This window comes from Candidatus Nitrososphaera evergladensis SR1, assembly GCF_000730285.1.
Lineage (GTDB): Archaea > Thermoproteota > Nitrososphaeria > Nitrososphaerales > Nitrososphaeraceae > Nitrososphaera > Nitrososphaera evergladensis.
In genome coordinates, this window is sequence record NZ_CP007174.1 from 2678297 (window position 1) to 2699558 (window position 21262).

29 protein-coding genes are annotated in these 21262 nt (G+C 46.8%); 16 read left to right on the top strand and 13 right to left on the bottom strand.

Annotation, left to right across the window (positions count from 1 at the left end):
- Positions 1–68: 68 nt before the first annotated feature.
- Complete coding sequence (locus NTE_RS14625; RefSeq protein WP_148701685.1) at positions 69–956, bottom strand: hypothetical protein; 888 nt, start codon at positions 954–956, stop codon at positions 69–71.
- Positions 957–1080: 124 nt separating this feature from the next.
- Here NTE_RS14625 and NTE_RS14630 point away from each other — a divergent pair, with 124 nt between their 5' ends.
- The 4 genes from NTE_RS14630 (at position 1081) to NTE_RS16995 (ending at position 2706) form a co-directional block, all read left to right on the top strand.
- On the top strand, positions 1081–1320 hold the full coding sequence (locus NTE_RS14630; protein ID WP_148701686.1) for a hypothetical protein: 240 nt from the start codon (positions 1081–1083) through the stop codon (positions 1318–1320).
- A 30-nt stretch (positions 1321–1350) separates the two neighbouring features.
- On the top strand, positions 1351–1872 hold the full coding sequence (locus NTE_RS14635) for a nitroreductase family protein (protein ID WP_148701687.1): 522 nt from the start codon (positions 1351–1353) through the stop codon (positions 1870–1872).
- A 227-nt stretch (positions 1873–2099) separates the two neighbouring features.
- Positions 2100–2438, top strand: a complete 339-nt coding sequence (locus tag NTE_RS14640; protein WP_148701688.1) for a hypothetical protein — start codon at positions 2100–2102, stop codon at positions 2436–2438.
- 100 nt (positions 2439–2538) lie between these two features.
- The gene (locus NTE_RS16995) at positions 2539–2706 is read left to right on the top strand and encodes a hypothetical protein (RefSeq protein ID WP_193354079.1); all 168 of its coding nucleotides are present in this window, start codon (positions 2539–2541) and stop codon (positions 2704–2706) included.
- 49 nt (positions 2707–2755) lie between these two features.
- On the opposite strand, the gene NTE_RS14645 is transcribed toward NTE_RS16995, so the two are convergent.
- The 3 genes from NTE_RS14645 to NTE_RS14655 all read right to left on the bottom strand — a co-directional run bounded on the left by NTE_RS14645 (position 2756) and on the right by NTE_RS14655 (position 4122).
- Positions 2756–3004, bottom strand: a complete 249-nt coding sequence (locus tag NTE_RS14645) for a helix-hairpin-helix domain-containing protein (protein ID WP_148701689.1) — start codon at positions 3002–3004, stop codon at positions 2756–2758.
- A gap of 149 nt (positions 3005–3153) precedes the next feature.
- Entirely contained in the window at positions 3154–3483 is a 330-nt protein-coding gene (locus tag NTE_RS14650; protein WP_148701690.1) for a hypothetical protein, read from the bottom strand.
- 249 nt (positions 3484–3732) lie between these two features.
- Positions 3733–4122 (bottom strand): hypothetical protein, encoded by a 390-nt coding sequence (locus NTE_RS14655; RefSeq protein ID WP_148701691.1) that lies wholly within the window; start codon positions 4120–4122, stop codon positions 3733–3735.
- A gap of 158 nt (positions 4123–4280) precedes the next feature.
- Between NTE_RS14655 and NTE_RS14660 the strand changes: the two genes are divergently transcribed.
- From NTE_RS14660 to NTE_RS14675, 4 genes are all read left to right on the top strand, one after another.
- Positions 4281–4502, top strand: a complete 222-nt coding sequence (locus tag NTE_RS14660) for a hypothetical protein (protein ID WP_148701692.1) — start codon at positions 4281–4283, stop codon at positions 4500–4502.
- Between the two features lie 243 nt (positions 4503–4745).
- Positions 4746–5384, top strand: coding sequence for a hypothetical protein (locus tag NTE_RS14665; RefSeq protein WP_148701693.1), 639 nt, complete (start codon positions 4746–4748; stop codon positions 5382–5384).
- 215 nt (positions 5385–5599) lie between these two features.
- The gene (locus NTE_RS14670; protein WP_148701694.1) at positions 5600–5854 is read left to right on the top strand and encodes a hypothetical protein; all 255 of its coding nucleotides are present in this window, start codon (positions 5600–5602) and stop codon (positions 5852–5854) included.
- Positions 5855–6008: 154 nt separating this feature from the next.
- Positions 6009–6302 (top strand): hypothetical protein, encoded by a 294-nt coding sequence (locus NTE_RS14675; RefSeq protein ID WP_148701695.1) that lies wholly within the window; start codon positions 6009–6011, stop codon positions 6300–6302.
- A gap of 156 nt (positions 6303–6458) precedes the next feature.
- On the opposite strand, the gene NTE_RS14680 is transcribed toward NTE_RS14675, so the two are convergent.
- From NTE_RS14680 to NTE_RS14700, 5 genes are all read right to left on the bottom strand, one after another.
- The gene (locus tag NTE_RS14680; protein WP_148701696.1) at positions 6459–6875 is read right to left on the bottom strand and encodes a hypothetical protein; all 417 of its coding nucleotides are present in this window, start codon (positions 6873–6875) and stop codon (positions 6459–6461) included.
- A gap of 40 nt (positions 6876–6915) precedes the next feature.
- On the bottom strand, positions 6916–7146 hold the full coding sequence (locus tag NTE_RS14685) for a hypothetical protein (RefSeq protein WP_148701697.1): 231 nt from the start codon (positions 7144–7146) through the stop codon (positions 6916–6918).
- Between the two features lie 40 nt (positions 7147–7186).
- Positions 7187–7366, bottom strand: a complete 180-nt coding sequence (locus tag NTE_RS14690) for a hypothetical protein (RefSeq protein WP_148701698.1) — start codon at positions 7364–7366, stop codon at positions 7187–7189.
- A 158-nt stretch (positions 7367–7524) separates the two neighbouring features.
- Complete coding sequence (locus tag NTE_RS14695) at positions 7525–8007, bottom strand: hypothetical protein (protein WP_148701699.1); 483 nt, start codon at positions 8005–8007, stop codon at positions 7525–7527.
- The gene (locus NTE_RS14700; protein WP_226987049.1) at positions 8000–8458 is read right to left on the bottom strand and encodes a metal-dependent transcriptional regulator; all 459 of its coding nucleotides are present in this window, start codon (positions 8456–8458) and stop codon (positions 8000–8002) included. Before NTE_RS14700 ends, NTE_RS14695 begins: the two co-directional genes overlap by 8 nt.
- Before the next feature lie 239 nt (positions 8459–8697).
- Between NTE_RS14700 and NTE_RS14705 the strand changes: the two genes are divergently transcribed.
- Positions 8698–9192: a ferritin-like domain-containing protein gene (locus NTE_RS14705; RefSeq protein ID WP_158385635.1), complete on the top strand. Its 495-nt coding sequence runs from the start codon at positions 8698–8700 to the stop codon at positions 9190–9192.
- Positions 9193–9222: 30 nt separating this feature from the next.
- On the opposite strand, the gene NTE_RS14710 is transcribed toward NTE_RS14705, so the two are convergent.
- The 3 genes from NTE_RS14710 to NTE_RS14720 form a co-directional block, all read right to left on the bottom strand.
- Positions 9223–9429, bottom strand: coding sequence for a DUF5679 domain-containing protein (locus NTE_RS14710; protein WP_148701701.1), 207 nt, complete (start codon positions 9427–9429; stop codon positions 9223–9225).
- Positions 9430–9455: 26 nt separating this feature from the next.
- Positions 9456–9665, bottom strand: coding sequence for a hypothetical protein (locus NTE_RS14715; protein ID WP_148701702.1), 210 nt, complete (start codon positions 9663–9665; stop codon positions 9456–9458).
- A gap of 265 nt (positions 9666–9930) precedes the next feature.
- Positions 9931–10572 carry a hypothetical protein gene (locus tag NTE_RS14720; protein WP_148701703.1) on the bottom strand — a complete coding sequence of 214 codons (642 nt, stop codon included), beginning with the start codon at positions 10570–10572 and terminating at the stop codon, positions 9931–9933.
- A 200-nt stretch (positions 10573–10772) separates the two neighbouring features.
- Between NTE_RS14720 and NTE_RS14725 the strand changes: the two genes are divergently transcribed.
- From NTE_RS14725 to NTE_RS14745, 5 genes are all read left to right on the top strand, one after another.
- Positions 10773–11720 (top strand): MBL fold metallo-hydrolase, encoded by a 948-nt coding sequence (locus NTE_RS14725; protein WP_158385637.1) that lies wholly within the window; start codon positions 10773–10775, stop codon positions 11718–11720.
- Between the two features lie 592 nt (positions 11721–12312).
- Positions 12313–13416, top strand: coding sequence for a P-loop NTPase family protein (locus tag NTE_RS14730; protein ID WP_148701705.1), 1104 nt, complete (start codon positions 12313–12315; stop codon positions 13414–13416).
- Positions 13413–15335, top strand: coding sequence for an ABC transporter ATP-binding protein (locus NTE_RS14735; protein ID WP_148701706.1), 1923 nt, complete (start codon positions 13413–13415; stop codon positions 15333–15335). Before NTE_RS14730 ends, NTE_RS14735 begins: the two co-directional genes overlap by 4 nt.
- 19 nt (positions 15336–15354) lie before the next feature.
- A complete protein-coding gene (locus NTE_RS14740) occupies positions 15355–16755 on the top strand; it encodes a M14 family zinc carboxypeptidase (protein WP_158385639.1) in 1401 nt (466 codons plus the stop codon).
- 413 nt (positions 16756–17168) lie between these two features.
- A complete protein-coding gene (locus tag NTE_RS14745) occupies positions 17169–18080 on the top strand; it encodes a polysaccharide deacetylase family protein (protein ID WP_148701708.1) in 912 nt (303 codons plus the stop codon).
- Between the two features lie 117 nt (positions 18081–18197).
- Here NTE_RS14745 and NTE_RS14750 read toward each other — a convergent pair whose 3' ends face one another.
- Complete coding sequence (locus tag NTE_RS14750; RefSeq protein WP_148701709.1) at positions 18198–18704, bottom strand: hypothetical protein; 507 nt, start codon at positions 18702–18704, stop codon at positions 18198–18200.
- A gap of 344 nt (positions 18705–19048) precedes the next feature.
- On the opposite strand from NTE_RS14750, the gene NTE_RS14755 reads away from it, so the two are divergent.
- Together NTE_RS14755 and NTE_RS14760 are read left to right on the top strand one after the other, a co-directional pair.
- On the top strand, positions 19049–20455 hold the full coding sequence (locus NTE_RS14755) for a hypothetical protein (protein WP_148701710.1): 1407 nt from the start codon (positions 19049–19051) through the stop codon (positions 20453–20455).
- A gap of 243 nt (positions 20456–20698) precedes the next feature.
- Entirely contained in the window at positions 20699–21088 is a 390-nt protein-coding gene (locus tag NTE_RS14760) for a DUF2267 domain-containing protein (RefSeq protein ID WP_148701711.1), read from the top strand.
- Positions 21089–21262 lie beyond the last annotated feature (174 nt).

Below are 21262 nucleotides of genomic sequence, written 5' to 3' on the forward strand. Positions count from 1 at the left end.
GTTTCATCATGCAGATAAAGGCAGCTTTTGCGAGTTATTACACACACACAAGTTTCAGTGGCAAAAGCTCATGCTGGTGCTACGTATACCGCCATGGGCTGTTCAATTATCACGTACCTGTGCGATTCGATGACTCTTTTCAGCTGGCTTGCCAGGGTTATCCCTTCAGCATCGTAAGAACACAGCACCGACATCTTGTCATGGAGGCGCCTGCCCATCATTCTCTCTGCGTCAAGAAATTCATTTTCAAAACCGTTTCTCAGAAACCAAGAGGCGTCCTCTCCAGCTATCCTTGTCTCCCTTCCAGACTGGTTTGATTTGTGTATATCCCATATCCACTTGAACATCACGTCCATCGCCTCAGATTTTTCCTTCACCTTTAGGAACTCGTCGTACGTGATGATGCTTTGTACTTTTTCGAATTTGCCTGCGGCGCTCTTGCCCTCGGCACCGCAAGAAGAAAGCGAGATAAGAGCCTGAGTGCGGGGCGCGGCCAAGTGATCAAAAAATTGCGACAGGACTGCATCCTTTGTCGCTTTCCTGTTGTAAATGAAACCTACGTGCTCGTGACCGGCCAAGTTGCCGACAAATCGCATCACTTCCACCTCTCTCATCTCGTTTGCTATCTCCTCCAGCGAAAGCCCTGGTTTTTTCGCAAGTGAAAACGGCACGAGTTCATCCTTTATTTCGTCGATGAAGAAATCGGCGGCGCGTCCAAACATCGCCCTGATCGACCCTTCTACAAGGTCGCACCGGCGGAACAGCTGCTGCTCAGTCCGGTTGTTAATTTTGCAGAGGTTACGGATAACCAGCGCGGTGATATGCTCTCCAAGCTTATTGAACACGCTGTAGACCGCATCTGAGACGATCTCCGCGACGATCTCGTCGGTGATTGAGCGGTAGCCCAGAGCGTCAAGGGTTGCAACTATTGCGGAAGGAGATTGTATGTTAGACAACAGCAGTCGACGACACATGCGGTATTATTCCGGCATCATATAAGGGAAGCTATGTTAGGCTCTGTCAACTCGGCGTCGGTCAGATTGTTTTGGTATGATCTTTCTTTCAGCCGGCGAACAGTTAATGAAGCTGTATCTTGAGGCGGCAGAGAATATTCTGCTCTCTTCATGGCTCAAGTCGGAAATGATTCATCAAGAGATTCTGTTGGATGGAAGACAAGAAAAATCTTTCATGCTTGTTGGAATCTTTTGCAGCACATATACCGCCGGCGTGCGGCTGGAGAGTGGAGAAGGGGAGAGAATTGGGATATCTTGTATGCCCGTCCTCTCGGTAGTTTCTTATCAAATCTTGTATATCCAATGACCTTGTCTAGATAACAAGAGGTTAACTTGGGTGGAGTTTGACGAAGTAGTACGGAAGAGAAAAATGATTAGAAAGTATCAGGTTCGCTCTATTCCGGATAGCATAATCAATAAAATAATTGAAAACGCGCACAGGGCTCCAAGTGCGGGCCACACGCAGGTCCAGGAGTTCATCATCGTAAGAGACGCAGAGACAAAAAAGAAGCTCAAGAGGGTGTCTGTAAACCAAGAGCAGGTTGAGGAGGCTCCCCTGCTAATAGTTGTGTGTGCAAACACTTCTCGTTCTATTGGTCGATACAGGCAACGGGGAAAGGAGTTCTACAGTGTAATGGACGGGGCGTTTGCATCGATACTAATTTTGCTTACTGCGGTAAATGAGGGAATTGGCGCAGGATTTGTCGGAGCTTTTGAAGATGACAAGGTTTCCGAGATACTTGGCCTCCCCGAATATGTCAGACCCATAGGAATAATCGCGCTAGGGTTTCCTGATGAAGAGCCGAAAAAGCTGGAAAGGATTGCTAAAGAAAGGCTCATCCATCATGAAAGGTGGTAGTGGTAAGCTGGGTACTGTCAACTTGTTGTCGACTCACGCTCTGCTGAAAATAAAGTTCAGCTGATGTCAAGTTAACAGAACCAGTTTAAATCATAATTTTGCGGCCATATAAAAAGAGAACCCCCCTCTTTTGTGCGAGAAAATCCGATTAGGCGGAAGGATGAAAACATGACATCAATAATGCGTAATAGGTACCGCATCGCTATGAATAATGATGTACGGCAGGGATGCTGGTCAAAGTAAATAGCATCATCAGGAGAAATGAAGGGCAGGAGGAAGGAAAAGAGGAAAACCAATACATCGTAAGAGTCACCAAGCTTGATATCGATGATCTCGGCTCGGTGATTCCATTAAGGGAAATAGAGCTGTGGTTGCCTCTTTACGACGAATCTATCGTAAAGACGTTGATGAACAGCCATTATGCTGCTATCTTTACTGAAGGTTATAACGAGGAGGACGGCAGCACCATAATCCTGGCAAGAGGCTTCACTGAAGAAGAGCTAAATAAAGAAAAGGAGAAAACGATAAAGAAGGTAAATGAAAAGAGACGCGACCACACAAAATGACCTTTACAACGAACGAAAGAAGCGCATTGTAACACAGTCCTGAGAACATACTTTACAAACTAGCAGAAATTCTTTTACGATCTCTTCTCCTTACAAATACATGAGTGTCCCGGACGACAACTCGATCCCAAGAGAGATAGACCAGCATTTAGCGACGTTTGGAAAGGAGCCATGGGAAGTCAACTATGACTTGTACGGTTACTGCGCCATCTGTAATTCAAGGGTGGATGAATTCAATTACTGCGGATGCGGAGGCGCGGCGGATTAGCCTTGATTCTCTGGCATACACTTTAGGACGACATTTTTTTATGCCCTTTCTACGGCGGCGAATATTTCTTTCTACTTTGCGCAAACGACAAACCGTGTTTGCGCATGGCAATTTTGAGCTGGCCGATCGCCTTTGGCCCCATGCCGTGAAGTTCCAGAATCTCGTCTTCGGTGTGCTTTGCGAGTTGCGCAAGCTTGGTAATTTTCGCATTGAGAAGGGCGCGAAGGGCAAGAGCAGCAAGGCTATCAGGAAAATCGTTTTGTGACTGTTGTTTCCGGTAGTATCCAGACCAGCACACAGGGCATACAGGACAGTCGCAGCTTCTGTAAAACTTGTGCCCGCGGCTGCATGTTTTCAGTTTTCCTTTTGCGGTCCTCGCAGGCTTGCTTCGATCAAGATCTCCGGTCCTGCTTTTGCGTCTTTCCGCCATCTGCTCGATGATCCCGATTAAACGCTAAAAGGATTTAAAATGATTGGCGACAGGTTGGCGTAATACAACAATGCAAAAAACGAAACCAGTAGTATCGAGGAGATAGAAAGCAGGAGCCACAGATTATTCATCCTGTGCCTGTACCTCCGCATCAACAAAAGCGAGATGATCCCTATTGCGGCAAGGCCGGCAGATGACGCTCCGACAAACACGACATATGGATATACAGTATCAAAAAAGTGAATCCGGCCGCCAAAAAAGGGCGGGTCAAGAGACGCATTCTTTTGATAATCTGCATAGTCGTAAACGTAATAGGAATAGAGGTTCACGCTTATCCAGAGGAACAAGGCAGAAGCGATGAACGCGCCTGCGCTTAATGCAACGAGTTTTTTCGTACCCCCATTTATCCAAGGGATTATTTTTGTTTTGCATACTTTGCATATTTTGCGAGAGTCTTTCCTCTCTTTTGTGCTAAAAAACATGCCAGAAATGTACAGAGAGAGATTTTGAATGAGGCAAGGGACCTATGTACCGGTGATCAAAGGCGAGGTCAGCAAACGGCGTTCGCCCATATTCAAATCAACACGTATATCCTATCAGGACACTGTAATTTCCTTGTTCCTTCCGTCGAGGCATATCCTGTAATTGTCAAGTATGTCCCTGCCCAGGAGCGCCTTTGCTGGCGTGCCTTCTGGCAGATCGAGGCATCCCACGTGAACGCTTTCGTACAACTGGCCAAAAACCTCGATAGACACTTCATAGTAAGGGATATGGATTATTCCTGCTCCAGTTACCGTCTCGTCGCTGCCGGCAAACGAAAGGTTCATGTCATTTGCGATGTACGTGGGTATTATCGTCTTTGATGAAGCAAAATCAAGGTGGGCATCAACGACAATTTTCTTGTTAGACCCCGCATCAATGATTCCCATACTGACCAGCGGCAAGTTATTCTTGTATTGAATCGTTAACGCTTCTTCTGATGTCATGGGTGCTGCATCGTACCATTACATGCGCCCAGCCTAAAAGAGTTAGATATGACTGGCTATAGTTTTTCTCATAAAGAAAGTGTATGACCTTTTTTAAAAGTTTCATGTCACCAACATTTTGAAAGGTTAAAGTACTGTAACAGCCCTTGTGACATATTATGGTACGCAAATTTGAGGAATGGTGGAACAGCGTTCCTGCGGATCTTCGACAAAAAGCCCGCGCGGGCGACGAAGGAAACAAGCCGTTGCTGAACCAGGTTAACTATGTCCTTTTGCATCTTCACCTGGCAGGCAAGCACGACCAAAAACCATCTCATGAGGAACTCAAGGAATGGTTGCACAGCGGCCAGGTAGACGTGCTCAGAATGGCCAAGAAGTAGAGAGAGAGAGCAGCCAGACAGCCATTTGCAAAGGGCGGGCAACTGTCAGATCTGCCAAGCCATACGATCAGGTTAACCAGGACGCCCAGTACTCTATTTTCTAGGAGGTCCCACCTTTACTTCTATGCGCTAATTCCCACATTCTTATAAGCAGCGATCCTGCAAAGATTCTCTGATGATGACGACGGGGTGATAAGGCAAAGTCTTGTCTTAACTGCCGCAGTTGCAGCAGGACTTATTTTCTTGGCCGTCGCGGGCGCCGCCTCTCTTACGAACGCATCGCAGGAACAGTTTGCACAGCAACAACAAGACGCAACTAAATCTCCTACTTCCACAAGTGCGGCGACTACAGTACACGCAGGGTCGGGCGGTCCGGTCGGGCCATTGACCATTTTCTCACCCAGTCGCGTAGAAATCAAAGTTGGTGAAAAGGTGGTATGGACTAACCCGTCGCTTGTAAGCGAGCCTCATACGGTGACTTTTATGAAAGACAATAGCACCTTTGCAGATTTTGGATCTCCTTTTATAGTATCCAAGAACACAACTTTTACCCCCGTTTCACCTGGATCAAACGGAGAACCTTTTGTTGTGCCCAATGACAATGACACAAACATCGTAGTCACGTTAAACAAGCGCTCCTTCTTTCCCGTCATAATAAATTCCGAAGATAAAACATCGTACTTGGCACCTAACGCGGAATATACCATGGACGGTACTGAAAAATATGTCAACTCTGGATGGATCTGGCCAAAAGATCAGGCTCCACAAGGAGTTCCACCGATAAATCAATTTGCAGTTACATTCACTCAAGCTGGAACGTACAACTATGTTTGTCTAGTGCATCCTTGGATGAAGGGTCAGGTTGTAGTTGCAGCAGAATAGCAAAAGATACTTCTCCTATTTTTTTTTGTCATGGCAAAAGAGAGGGAGAACACTCTTTTACACAGAGCCGCGCAGTAAAATCTACGATTAGATAGAAGGAAGTACAATTTGATATTCTCATCATAGCAACAAGCATCATATTCTCATTTTGGATTCTCATAATGTGCAAACGTCTTTTGGAGTTATATCAGAGAGACAAGAAAAAGAATCTCACTATGACAGCAACAAAATTGAAAGGCAGCAATCTGCTCATAATGTCTGGCATTGTCGCAATCTTGCTTGCGACAGCAACAGCTGTCATCGCACCGGCAATGGCAGACAATGGAAATGGCGAAGGCGGCGACAACGATATTGCAGACTGCCAACATGACAAGAACACGCATAAACAAGAAGGAACTGGCTCAGAAGGTGATGCAGAATTCCATATAGACCAGCTATTGACAGAGGGTGAAACACCCATCTGCCCATAAGCGGCTAGAGAAGGTCCCACCTTCTCTTTTGATTAGCCTTTCTAGATGTGTATGTGTGTCATCACATGTCTTTGAAGTTTGAATGTGAAAAATCTGCGCTTCTCATATATCTGAAAGATAACAATAAACTATCGCGGTACCATATTCCCTTGCAATGGAGCACATAATATTCCACCATAATGGAAAGGAGTATGCAGTCTATGATGCTCTGACGCTTGACGAGATCAAAACGATAATGAAAATGAGCGACGAGCGGGACAGAAAGTTAAATCCGCTCAATTCCAAATCAACAAGAAAATATTTTGAAGACACGGACAAGATGGTGGCGGCAATACTGCGAAGGTGTTTTCGCATGACGGACAGCCAAATTTCAGACATTGAACAGAGCGAACGCCGAAGCCTCGCCAGCGCTTTTATACGATTTCTCAAATCTGCAAATGGTCTCTAGGAGCGCCCAATCTAGTCATACACGCAAGTCAGCGCTCAAATGTTAGATAAGTAGCGCAAGTAATCTCTTTCTTACTAACTTTCGTACTCGTTTAGGCCACGTATATGTACATCGATATGCCAAGACCTACTACTTCTGACAGTGTGTGTGGAGCTACTATGGACTCTTGCCAAAGCCCTCTGGATACTCAACCTTTTGCTTGCCTTTGAAGCTGCCTGCAACCTTTTTGCTCAATTCCAGCGCGCGTTTTGATTTCTGCGGATCAGTTGTTTTGAAGAACACCTGCAATGCGCGCAGTTCGCCTACGACCTTTTTTTCGCCAAGCTCTTTTGCGCGCTCAAATACTATCCGTTCTTGCTCGTCATTTGTACGGTTAAAGAAGCCAGATCCTCCCAGCGCGCCTTCCTCAAGGGGCGGGACGATTTTCGGCCCACGACCCTTTTTTCCGCGATCACGAGCCTTAAACGTTGAGGGCTTTACCCGCGATTTGCCAACTTTTACAGTCTTGCCGCCTCGCTTTGCGGTATATGCTTTTCTCGTATGTCCCTTTCGATGGATAGTTAATTTTGCCATATACCTATCCAAGTACAGTTTGCAATCATGATACAAAAGACTATCCAATATTTGCGTCTTTTTTTCTTGGAAGCTCCAAGCCGATTATACCCATCATAGAATCCCCTATCGGCTCAAATATTCTCCTTAGAGATTCTTCATCGTAGAATTGAGTGATTTCGCCGAGCTTTGCTTCAATTTTTTTCTGTTCAATTTTCAACAGAACGTATCTTGCAATGAGGGCCTTGACTTCATCTGCCTTGTCTTGCTGTATCGGATGTTTTGAGCTCATGCACCATCTCACACACGCATACATACACGTCTCCAGAGCTCTATGGCGCGTTCTTTAGTATGACCACAGAGCCGTACGAAACCTGCAATTCATTAAGCGCATAAATCATCTGTTCCATCGGATCTAGGATCCCGTCTGTATTCTCGCAGATGAAAATATTTAATTCCGGCCCTGAAAAAGGCTCTTGCTTTTCAATCAAGGAAGATTCCAATTTGTCCATGTTGTCAGCCGGCCTTGTTTCCTAAGAGATGGCATTTAAATCGTGTCCAGATTCCATGAAATGAGAATGACGATTTGCTAGCTTATGGATGGTGTGCATATGTGTACGTCAAACCACAAAGCCAACGCTACATCATAGGCGGAGGAAAAGTGCTTGTGTCACGCGGCGTCATGGCCGTACGTGGCGCGGCCGCCGTCGTCATTATCATTATTCTTCAATGTGCTTGATCCTGTCTTTTCGACAAGCTGGCATATTATGCAGTGCGGGTCTGGATTAACCAACTTTGAATCTAATTCATGATGCTTGACGTGATTCTCGTACGGCAAAAAGAACGATTCTTCAAAGCTGTGGTTCATCTTGTTTCTTCCCAATTCCAAGAATGGCTCGATGTCTGGAAATTCTCCAAACTTTTCCTCATAAGATTTTGCAATTTGTTCTTTTTGTTTTTTGGTCAAGCTGTCATCATAGGCTATTGCAAGAATGGCTGAAGCTGTCTGCCAGTTCTTTATTCCCAGTTCAATCAATTGTAGCATTTTGACAAAATTCCTGTTGGATGATGCCCTGATCTTTTCAAGCTCTTCGCCTATGGGCAGAAAAAAATCCCGCCCGTTGTTTTCATCTTCTTCATCATTGTCAATCATACGGGCAACATCTCCCTCGGGGGATGCTGTGGCCGTGCGGGCATTGCCGGGGATGGTTCAAGAGGGTGCACAAGGCCTCGGTGAAAATATCCTTCATATGGTGCTCTATCCCGCAGACCATCTCCTCGTCGACCTCTATCTTTAGTGCATCATTCATGAGCACTTCCAGTAGCCGGGTATTTCTTATCATCTGTTTTCCAACACGTTCCCCCTCTGGAGTGATCCCTACCTCTTGTGATGTGTATTTCACAAGATTCAAACCGGCCAGCTTTTTGAGCATCTGTATCACGGATGGTTGCCGCACGTTCAACAGTTTTGCAATGGAACTTACCCTGACCTCTTCTTCCCTTTCAGCAATGTACCAGATTGCTTTCAGGTACATTTCAACGTGCTCCGACTCGGCCGTTCCAACATAGAGCTTTTCTTCCGAGCTGTCTTCTTCCCTTGTCACAATAACAACAACCTCCTTCTACTACTACCCGGTTCACGCGCATTTGGCATCTTTTATGCTCAATTCATTTGATGCATTTAGCGTCATGCACGTTTCTCGCATTTGAGAATAAGAAATAATGTGTATTACAACTAACATTCTATTATTTTCTTAGCGATGACCATAATATGATAAAATTCATTAGGTATGCCTAATTTCTTGTATTATTCTTAAATACACGAAAGATGATCAAAACCAGCATGGGAAAAAAATCATTAGAAATAGCGGGTCCCGGCGTCGATGGCACTGTTGCAATGCTGCATAAAGCATATGCTTTTGAAATGTCGACCTTTCATTACTTCCAGTACGTAGCCAACAACATAGAGGGCTTGGGGGTTTTGCACGAGGACTTTTTTGATGAGAGAGCCGAAGAAGAACTTGGCCATGCTGAAGAAGTTAACGAAAGACTGATGGAACTTGGAACCAACCCGACAGACGATCCTGCCAGATGGGAGCAAGAAAGCGGCGTGGGCAAGCTAGAGCCAAAAAGGTACCTTTCCCTTAGAAGCGCAATTGAAAAGGCACTTGAGTTTGAGAGAGTCGCAATCGGGCTGTACAACGACTTGGCCAACGCCACAAAAGACAAGGATCACGGAACATACCAACTTGCACTGAAATTGCTGCATGACGAACTGGAAGACGAGCAAACGATGGAAGACATACTGGCAAGGCTCGAGATTCAGGATAGAAGGTAGAAAAAACAAAAGTATTGAGGGAAGCTGCGGCTAACGCAGCAGGCCCTTTCTCCTTCTCTTTACCATAATTGCACTACTGCTTCTTGGCATCACTCTTGCCTTTGTCAGTTTTGTTCCACACTGGGAACATTGACCTTCAAAAACAGCCCTGTTGTTGGCAAGCCTTGCATATTTTCCGTCAATAATGTCGACGTTTGTTTTGCATTTGGTGCAGTATGTTTGTTTTGCGGCTATCATTTTTTGTGCGGCGCCTCGCTAACTCTTTAATTGTGACGGCGACGTTTCTTATCTTCTTTGCCTTTCTCTTTTCCTTTGTATCTGTGGTGATTATCTTCTCCTTCTTCTTTGTTTTTGAATTCGAGTTCGCCTATCTTGAATCCTAATTCCTTTACATGTTTTGTTATTTCTGAAACCTTGTTCATGACAGCTGATTCATCGTCCTCGTTGATGTACATCTCTAATTCCACTTTCATACAAGGTCAGAATCATTCGCAGCTGGTATTTAATCCGTCGACAAAATCATCAGATGAAATAAAATCATTATTATGTTGGAAATGGGCTGATCTCGATTCACCATCTTAAACCGGCTTGTAGGCCACGCCGCCGGTTCCCAACAGTTGGCCGTCAAAAATCTCCAAGATCAGCTTAGAAAGAGAAACGCCTTTTCATTCTGCAAATACCGTATACGCGGACCGATACGGCCAGGACTGGCAACATAAAACAAAAGAGGATCGCCTGTCAGCGCCCTTCCTGTTCTCTTTCGATGTCTGCATCTTCTGCAGGCGTGATGTTTGTTATGCAGACCGCCTTGAGCGTGCCTCCATCGAACTTTAGGTCCATCGCGAAGGACACGATCTGCTGAGGGCTCGCACCCGGAGCTAACGTGAGAGGGTCTTTTGTCATGGCGCTTGTCCCCTCAAGCAAGAATGGAATATCGTCAAGAACGACCCTGCTCTCCCTTACTTGTATTTCTCCCGGAGATTCCATTGTAATGTCTACAACCTCAAGATTATCCCCACAGCGGCCCGACACATTCTTGTCGAGCTTTACAAAGTGGTTATGCCATACTGGATCGCTGGCGTCCCTTTGCAGTTCGCTGTCAAGAACGCCTGCGTGGGTGGTGGAGACTATGATTCCTTCGTTGCCTGCGCCTGTCAATATTCCATAACCATAGGCGCTTTGCCCATCCTGCGGAATTATGCCGCTTGTTTCCAGCCTTGCATCGACCGTGCTTTCATCTACCTGCACTTTTGCGTTTTCCAACGTAAAGTAGTCGCTTACCGCCGAGGCCAGTAGAGGCGACAGCAAAAGCGATGACGCTAGGCTTGCTCCTGCAAGAGCGAGGTGGTAGTAGTAGTGTTGTTGTATGAACATAGTCACATATACACGCAAAAGCCTGCAAATCTAACGGTTCTTGCGTTTCTCATTTTCTGAGATGAGAACTGAAAATACATACGCGCATTCCCTTCCGCGGCAAAATAGGAAGAGAGAGAGAGAGGGGACTGTTGTTGTTTTGACCCATGTACAAGACGGCTCCAAAAAAACATTTTTTATCAAACGCGCACCAGAACTATATGCATATGTTGTTAAGAGAGGTGGAGAAGGCGGTAGTCACCTGCCTGGTTGACAACAACGTAGATGTACTATTGCCAAATACCAAAGTGGCACAGCGGCCCTCTCTGGCAGAAAACTGGTACGAGCAGCCGCTAATTGCAGAACATGGCTTTTCTGCAGCCATAACAGTGGTAGAATCTAGTAATTGGAAAGAACGCAGAATACTGCTTGATTCAGGTCTGGACCCGCTGGCCGCTGCCTACAATGCAGACGTGCTTGGCTTTGATCTATCCACCTGCGAGCTGGTTATTTCAAGCCACGGGCACATCGACCACGCAGGAGGTTTGCTCAATATCAGAAGGAAGATGAACGCAGAACAAAAGATCCCCTTGGTCCTTCATAAAGACGCTTTTAGGAACAGGATGGTCAAGTTCCAGGACGGCAGGACAATAAACCTGCCGGCTCCAAAAAGGTCTCTTTTGGCAGGGGCAGGCTATGAAATCACTGAAAAGCATTCACGAAGCACATGGCTTGACGACAGCATCCTAGTCACGGGAGAAATAGCGCGAACAAATAACTTTGAGAAAGGTTTTCCAAACCATTATTCCGAAGCAGAGGATGGAGAGATGGAAAATGATCCGTTGATCAAAGATGATCAGGCCGTTATATTAAATGTCAAAGGCAAGGGACTCGTGGTCATTACAGGCTGTGGACATGCGGGAATAATAAACACCCTGAACTTTGCAAAAGAATTGACTGGACAGGACACCATCTATGCCGTGATTGGAGGGATGCACCTGACTGGATCACTCTTTGAGCCAGTAATTCCCAAGACAGTAGATGAATTGGAGAAGTTGAGCCCCACGTTCGTTGTGCCTTGTCATTGCTCTGGCCTGAAAGCCGCAAATGAAATAGCCGCAAAGATGCCTCACGCATTTACGCAAAACAGCGTCGGAACCAGCTATGTCTTTTAGAAAATATCCTTTGCCCTACTCAATCGAGACTGGAAACAGGCCATCAGCTGCAGAGCATGTGAATCAGGAGCATCGGCCTAGACTAGACAACCACCACTATACCATAGCCTCTCCCGTGGCCCTCGACAAGGGTTGTTGTTGGTTGCGCTGCAGAATTTGCAGCGAATGTGTATGTGTACGTATATCTCATGCTATGCATACCCGAATATCTTGTTGCAGGCAAGGCTGAGTCTTGCCGATAGTCCTGGATTCACCTAGATGCCAATAGCTTCGTCAGCAGGTGATCTCCTTGATGATAAGAGAATTACCTAGAATGTTTCTAAAGGTCAAAACCATTAGAATTATCTGTCCATGTATACTATAACCGGCTGCAGAGCAAGCTTTAGACTGCTCACCGTATCATCTGTACATCGAGAAGATCTCTGAAAAGTATGCGCTCTAGCATCATCATTCAGAATGCTTATAACCAGTGCAAAAAGCCAAATTTTTGCAAACGGCTTTTTATGTGTGTATATATCAATGCCACTAGGAAATGGCACATAAAATGGCACACTTCATTTTATAGCTGCAAAATCATATTTTTTTGAGCCTAATGTACTCTCCTCCTCAAAAGGCAATTCTCAATTACGGCAGCCAAACAACAGAGACATCATCGTCGTCGTCTGCATCCGAGATAAAGTGGTCTTGGGCTTGCAGGATACTTGAAAACGGCAGCAGCTACGGTCTTGACGAAAATGTTTCAAATGTTGCGCCAAAAGCAGGCGACCTTGCGCTTGTAAAAGTAGATCGAATTGGTTATCACAATTCAATCATAACTGCAAACAACAGAAAATTGCGGATCTACCCCGGCGATCTCCTTGTGGGAGTGTTCGGAAACAGGTATGCCACCGACGCCCTTGAAGGCGAACTTTTTGGAGTTCAAGACCTCAGCATACTGACTGCAGGAGGCATGATTGGGACTGTAAAATCCCGGCATAAGGAATTTGGCAGGCCCACCAGCGTTACTTTTGTCGGTTTTCTAAAGAACAAGAAAGGCCTCAAGGTGAATCTTAAGGAACTGGGGTTTCATTTATCGCGCCCAAAAGGCGCATTGAAGAACATAATCATAATAGTCGGCACAGGAATGAACGCAGGAAAAACGACTGCCGCAAGGATACTCGTAAAAAGCCTCTCGGATCAGGGGTTGAAGGTGGCAGCCTGCAAACTCACAGGGAGTGTGTCGAACCGGGACCAGGACGAACTAAGATCCGCGTACGCAAGGACTATCATAGATTTCAGCGACTATGGGTTCCCGTCTACTTACCTTTGCACCAAAAAAGAGCTGTTTGACCTCTTTGACACCATGGTGGCAGATTTGGAAAAGACAAACCCCGACGTGGTCATAATGGAAATCGCGGACGGAATACTGCAAAGAGAAACTGCCATTCTTCTTGCAGAGCAATCCGTAAAAGGCATGATAAAAGGAATAATACTTGCGGCAGACAGCGCGCCTGCCGCACTTTACGCCGCCGAAAAGATAGAGGAAATGGGCCACAAAGTGATCGCAGTATCGGGCGCGATCACGTCGTCGCCGTTGTTCGTAAAAGAATTTGAAGAGAACAGCCGCATTCCAGTCTATGCGTCTGTCGATACCGGAAAAGAGCTTGCAGATGCCGTCATGAAGTTCATCGGGGACAGCAGCAACTCATCATCATGATGATGGCAAGGATGACGATGACAATATTCAGGCTCCGTCGCCGGCGGGCAGCAACAACAACATCAGTAGAAAACGCGCATCAAAAGGAGCCGTCAATTTCTGCTGCAAGATATGTATTGACGCACCTGAAAAAGGACAGGCTGAGACTAATCTGGGCGGTATTTTGGTCTGTTGTTTTTGTCATCATACCAATGCAGGTGCCCATACTTACAGGAACATTGATCGACGGGATACACCATACAGCGCATCCAAGGATCTATGGCATGATAGATCTTTCATCTTTAACACCTCAAGAAACTGTCACCTATGCTGTTATTGGCCTGATGGTTGTCGCGGGTCTGTATGGAACTGCGGCATACTTTCGCACTACTTCTATCGCCAAGGTCAGCCGGCATTTTGTGTCTGAAATACGAAAGACCTTGATCCAAAAACTAGAGGTACTTTCGCTAGACATTCATTCAAAGTACGGCTCTGGCGAACTCCTCAACAGGGCATTGCTTGACACCCAATCCCTAAGGACCTTCATTGAAAGTAGCTTCATCAAGACCGTCGTGAGGGTCGTGCAAATGTCATACCCGATTCTGCTACTATTTTTGCTGGATCCTTTTCTTGCCGCAATAGCCTTGTCCGTCCTGCCCGCGCAATGGCTGATAGTGTCAAGGCTGCAAAAAAAGCTGCACAGGACATCAAGGCGGGCCAAGAAATCAAGAGCCCGTTTGACCACGGTAATAAAGGAAACGCTGGACGGGATAGAGACCGTGCAGACTTCAACTGCAGAGTCAAGGTCGTTTGAGAAAGTCTCATCCCTTGCTGAAAAAATAGAGTCAAACCAGGTGCAGACTCAAAAGTATGTCGGCATGATAACCGGCGTAGTGTGGGCGTTTACAAGTTTTGGACTGGCATTAATCTGGTGGCAGGGAGGCCTAAGGGTGCTGGATGGGCACATGACAGTGGGGAACCTGATCCAGTGCAGCGGCCTGTCTTTGTTCATTTACCAGCCCTACAGGAGCTTTACCAAAGCGATTAATGACTACCAAAAAGGCATAGTTGCAGCAGAAAGAATACAGGAGATCCTAGAAACGCCTTCTTCAATCCAGGAATCTCCAGACGCCACTCACCTGGATATACAGCATGGCAGCATAGAGTTTAGAAACGTCGCTTTCTCGTATTCGCTTTCTTCTTCAAGCAATTCTTCTTCCTCCTCTGCTGCGCCTGTACATCAGGAGGAGCAGCAGCGTTACGATCAAGAAGTACTAAGAGGCATAGATCTAAAGATACCGGCGCATAGCTTGACCGCAATTGTAGGCAGAAGCGGCTCCGGCAAGAGTACGCTTTTGAAGCTAGTCTCCAGGCTATACGATCCGTCATCGGGCCAGGTCCTGATCGACGACCAGGACATAAAAAAGATAAAACTTGATTCTCTTAGGTCGCAAATTGCCGTAGTTCCACAGACGCCATTCATTTTTAGCGGAACTATTTCTGAGAACATCAAGCTGGCAAAACCTGATGCCACCGACGAAGAGTTGAGGCAGGCGTGCGAATCAGCCGACTGCTTGCACTTTATCCTAAAACAAAAGAAAGGGTTTGAAACCCGCCTGGGCCAGGGAGGGATCAGCCTCTCTGGAGGGCAGGCCCAGAGGATCGCGATAGCCAGAGCGCTGATAAGAAGACCGGTGATTTTATTGCTAGATGAGCCTAGTTCTGCACTTGACTCTGAATCAGAATCTGCAATAATGGCAACACTGTACAATCTCAAGAGCACCATTACGATAATTCTTGTTGGACACCACCTAAAAGCAATCAGCAAAGCTGATAGGCTGGTTGTAATGAACGATGGAAAAATAGTGCAGGATGGAACTCACACGGAACTTATTTCCTCTCAGGGACTTTACAACATGCTTTATGTTGAAAAATCGTGAGTGAGTCATGGACCATATCATGCTTGAGCAAGAACACGGTTTTTCCCATCCAGGCAGCTCCTCTGAGATAATAGGCTACTCTGAAAAGGGCCGGCCGCTGGTCGTCGGCTACTACTACAATAATGAAGGCAGTCATTTGGATTCAGGCAAAAAAAATCCCAAAGTCAGGGTCTTTGTCCTGGCGGGACAGCATGGCGACGAGCGGTATGGCAGAAAAGCAGTGGGCAGGCTAGTCAACATTCTTGACGACAACAGCAGCATCTATCAAAGGGAATTCCAGTCTCTCCAGATAGCCATCCTCCAGGATGCAAATCCAGATGGTGCATCCATGAGGTCCAGGGCTAACGCGTCGGGCATTGACCTGAACAGGGATCACCAATTCCTGAACGCGGCAGAGACAAGAGCAATGCACTCTTTTATAAGAAAATGGAGGCCGCACCTTGTAATTGATGTTCACAACTACCCTTCAAAAAGAAAGCATTTGCTGAAGAAAGGGCTGGTGCTTCACCATGACGTATTCGTCGACGTTCCCACAAGCCCGTGCGTCTTTGCGAATCCCTGCATGAACCAGAAAACACTGGATCAATTTCTGCACGAGATAAGGGCGGATCTGCAGCTTCATGGATTCAGCTGCGAAAGATATTGCATGATAAGGCCATCTGGCAGGGTCAGACATAGCACGCCGGATGTCATCGACGCACGCAATTTCCTTACTCTCAGATATAATGCCATGACGGTCCTGCTTGAAGGAAGGACCCCCACCCGTAAAGATGGAGAGCTAAAAAGGGAATTGCTCGTAGCGGCGCAACTTCAAGCCCTCCTGTCCATTCTTGCATGGTCAGTCCGGAACGGGAGCCATCTCCGCAGCATTTCCAATTACATTCCCGTCAAAGGGGAAAGGGTGCCTATTCAGTCAAGGTATGCCGCAGCACGCCAGGCGCTCAGGATGAGTTTCAAGACTGTGAAATCCGATAATATAGAGATTCTTTCATTGCCAAACTATACCCCGTACCTGGAAATTTCAAGGTACGTGGACTTGCCGGCCGCGTACGCTGTTCCAAAGGAAAACAAAAAGCTCCTCAATCTTTTGCACCGGCATGGATTTGTGTCCATGTCTCTTGACAGCCCTTGCGCCGAAAGAGCAGCAGTACAGCGTTACTACATACAGTCTAGAGGCTCAAAACGTGAAAACAAGCCGCAATCAAGAGCTCCTGCCATGGCAGCAATAGTAACAGCTGCTGGGCCGGAGAAAAGGGCGCTTTGTGATGACAGTTACGAGATTTTTCCATCAAGCCAACTGGGAGGCCATTCCCTTGCAATCCTACTTGAACCCAAGTCAAAGTACGGTCTTTGCCGGAACAAGCGTTTTGGTCTTTCCCTTCTCCCAGAGAGCTATTACCCAATTTTGAGGGTCATGTGAAAAAAGGAGCTAGCGCAACCTTGAGCAGCTGCACACACATATGTGTGTGCAGTCACTGATTTTTTGGGATACATGTGCGTGTGTGTGGACAAGCCGCCCAGCCCGACTCTCGTCGCGGTATCTTCTTTGGCGGAGCGATTGCCTGTTTTATTATTGCTTGTGCAGAAAACACCTAGAGACTTTTCCCGCAACGGCGGTTATCTCTTTAGCATCAGTCTCATTCGTTCGTGGGTCTATCACCACAAAGCCTAAGATGAGCATTTGCGATTTGATGCATGACCGAGGCGGCAGGGGGCACCACACATTGATGAAGAGTGGCAGACGGGTTATCATTGTTGTTGTACGTGCGGTTTTGCTTTCAACAAGATTATCGGGACTGGTATTTCCCAGTAGCGCAGCGAGGGGCCACTAACATGGTCCACATCAGGAAAAACGTCACGATAATTGTTGTGGCAAGCGCATTGCTGCTAGCGACCGGAGCCATGTTTGTGATACAACAACAAAAGCAGGCTCTGGCAAGGCACACGTCTCCTGACGGACAATCGTCTTCTTCACCTACACGATGCAACTGCGTAATCTTTAGGGCTGACGACATACAGGACTATTGGAAGCAAGAGCCGCAAGTCGCGCTGCTTGATATTTTCATCAGCAAATCTGTACCATTATCTGTCGGGCTGGTCATGAACCATTATGGAAGCGACCGCCTCATAGTTGACAAGGTGAGGGAGGGTGGCCCGCTTTTTGAGTACGACATACACGGCTGGGACCATGTTGACTATACGACCTTGAGCGCGCAGCAGCAGGAAGAATCGATTAGCCAGGCACAGGCAAAGATAGAGTCAGTCATGGGCAAAGACGCCAAGGTTTTCTTTGCGCCTTACAACAATTTCGATACAAACACGCTCATTGCCATGAAGCTTGGCGGCCTCAAGATAATCAGCGCCAGCAAGGCAGACACCAGCCCATATGCTCCGGCCAACGATACTCTTGGGATATTGCACATGCCGCAAAGCATCAACTACGGCTATGCAAACAGCACCTCTGAAAGACATGCGTGGCGCACTGTTGCAGAGATGAAAAGCGTGGTTGAGGCAGACATCGAGGTCAGAGGCTGGGCCGTTGTAACGATACACCCGCAGGACTTTGCAAAGTATGATGATGGAGAAGAAAACGGCGGCAAGATGCTTAACGTCGCAGACGAGCAGAGAGTGGATACATTCAAGACCTTTATCGACCAGCTACGCGCGGAAGGCAAAACGCTCACAACCTTTGAAGGCGCAGTACGGATCATGGATGGAGATGATGTCCACCCTGATCTACACTAATTCATTCACATATACATATTGAGGAAAAAAGAGAGAAAAGAGAGAAAACAACAGTGATCTGGCAGGTAACGATAGACTCGGCCGACGCGCGCCCCCTATCTGTCCTGTCTCCATCTTTTAGAGCTTGTTGCCTGCTTCTTGGACCATTGCCTTCATTTCGCTCTCTGTGTGGTCCGTAGTTGCTGACTGGGACGGCTTGCCGTTGTTGTATGCCTGTATGAACCACTGCTTGACCGAGTGGTGCTGTCCCATCTCATCCTGAAGCTGGACAACCCTGTCAAACAACAGTTTGTCCCTGCTCTTCTCTACAAACTGCATGAACGCCTTTACGTCGCCGGCGGGCATGTCTTTGCACTTGTCGCTTCCGATTGGCTTGCCAGAGTCATCAGTGCACCACCACGCTTTAAACGCGTTAAGGTTGTCTGCTTCTGATCTGGTAGAGTTGTAGTGCCAGGTATGCTTTTCCAGAAATTTGTAACCGCCATGCACGTGATTGACATATTCCATGTACTTGTTCTGGGCTATGCCTTTACTGGCAGCCTGGGCGTTTCCTGCTGGCGCGATTGAGGAAGCCACCACCAATACGCCTGCCAACAAAACAAGGCTTGCGGCCGACAGGGTCACTACGGCTGTTTTTTTCTTCTTCTTATTTTTTATAGCATTGCTTCCTGTGCGAAAATTCATTCTGCCTTCTTCGAGTGTACTGTGCAGGCAGGTATCAAAGATTAATGGCCACCAAGACAAGACTTGGGGATTATTTTGCCCTCTAGAGAATTATCTGATGCAAAATTGCATACCTGAAATTTCTAGGCGCGCCCGCGCCAGGAATAATATAATGATAATAATCATCATCGGCTCCTCCGGCATAGAGGGCGCAGCGTTAGCTGCGGTTGCACGGTTTGGACAAATCCTTATTACCTAAAAATCATAGAGCAACCAAAGAGAGAGAGAGAGAGAGAGACATACTCTTGGCATCGGCTCTGGCTACAAGTGCCATTGTGATTTGCGGTGTTGTCGTCGCCATCGTCCTTTTCCAGATCTATACTGGCGCAGAAAAAAGCAGCGCCGCCACCATCGGCTACAATGGAGTAGAGTATGACGACATGGTGGCCAGAAATGTCTATGTCTCTGTAGCAAGAACCACAGAAACAATTCCGGACAGGAACTGCTTTGGCGTCACCAGCAGAAACATGGACGAGTTTCCACATGGCCTTGCCAGGTCAATCGCGCAAGCTGATAACAACTATGCAGATGAGAAACAAGAGGTACAAGGCAACCAGCAAAAGACCACGTCCTCTTCAGACGTAGAAGGCGTCAGCAACGATCAGGCTATTGCGCTGCTTCAAAAATACCATTTCAATGCGACGGTTGAAACAACGAGGCAGAATTTCCAGCGGATTTCTGACAATGCCTATACGTTTGAATGCTACTTTGGCTATGGCGACGGCGGCCAGTACCTGATGAGGGTGTTCTTTGATACCTACTATCCAAGGTACGTCCGGTTCGTGACCGTCAACTTTACGGCAAGCAACGGCGGCAGTCCTGCAATATCCAGCCCGAATATAGTCGTGTCAAGCGGCGACGTCAACGCGACCGTGCTTTTTGTCAACAAGCTGGGTTCTGCAGTGCGCCTTGTGTACGAGGACCCGTCGCTGCTGTTGTCGTCATCTAATGGAAAAACAGAGCCGCGCACCTCAGAAAAGACGATACCTGCCGGCAAGATGTTTCAGGTCAATTATGGAAGATACAGCCCACAGGACAAAGAAGATAATAATAATGATGTCGACAACCCGCACAACAACAGGACATTCACTTACACTGTAGAGCCGTACGGCATTTCTGGCACAGTATCGTACAGGCCGCACCCAAGCTGCATTGACAGCATATCATCTGCCAAGTCGTATTACGCTCCCGATGGCGCCTTGCTGAAATTCCCTGCGTACGTGCCTGATGGCTATAGTTTTGCTTGTGGCGTCCATGCAAGCAACTATAGCTTTATTGCCACGTACGCAAACGACCGGCTGCGAGCAAAGTTCCAGGACCGGGAGGGCGCGTTCAGCGACAAGTTCCTAGTCGACGGCGGAATAAGGATCTCTTACAATAATTTCCTGATCTTCAGCGGATGGGATGAAAGCCTGCTTACCTATGACAAGTCAAAAGTTCCAGAGGAATGGGCCAACGTCACAGGCGTTACGATAGACAACATCAATGGCAATCCCGTCATCCTCGGCAGCAGGGCGGCCACCAACAGCTACGGACAGGAAGTAGGAGGCAAGATAAATACGCTCCAGATCTTTATGGATACAGAAAAGTACTATATCCAGAGCAGCCTGCCGCACAACGAATTGCTAAAGATGGCCAAGTCGCTTGGATGAATAATAATATGATATTCAAGCTAGCACTCGCATAATAAAAAATACCGTAAAGGCGCAAGACAGGCTTGCTTTATGCGATATTTGCACACTAGAGATAGGTATGTGTGCAACTAATAATGTTCCAGCTGGCGCTATCAGAACCCGACCGAATAACATGACAAGATAAAACGAAAAAAATCATTCAAGGATGTTCTTTTGTTTGAAAATCTTAACACTTTAAAGTGATTTTGCATAGTATTCTGTATGTCTACACAGGACCTGGCGAATCAACTGGCTCAGCGCGTAGGGATTACTCCGGAACAGGCAAGTACGGCAATCAATCTACTTTCAAAAACACTGTTGCAAAAAGCCGATCCAAACAAGGCATCAAGCCTCCTGTCAAAGCTTCCATCCAGTATCACGAGCATGTTCTCAGACAGCGAAAAGCAACAGTTCACGACGACCCAGCAAAGCTTGAGCGGCGAAGAAGTGGTCAACAAGATTAAGACGGATGCCGGGATAAATGATCAGAAAAAAGCCCAGCAGACAACAGAAGAAGCAGTAAAACTGCTGCAAGAGAAAACAGGAGAAGGCGATCTGCTGGATAATGTCATGGGCAGGTTCAAAAAGATAGATCTCAACCCATTTGACTAGCTGCAACACAATAGTAGCAGCAAAAGAAACACAACATAACACAATCAGCAGTACACAGATCAACGAGAATTTTATTTGAAAATAAAAAGGAAGAAGGAAGAAGCTCTTTTTGAAGAAAAAGAGCCTCCGTCACGTTCCTACGTCATCATATGTGGTTTTGTTGCCCCTCTACTG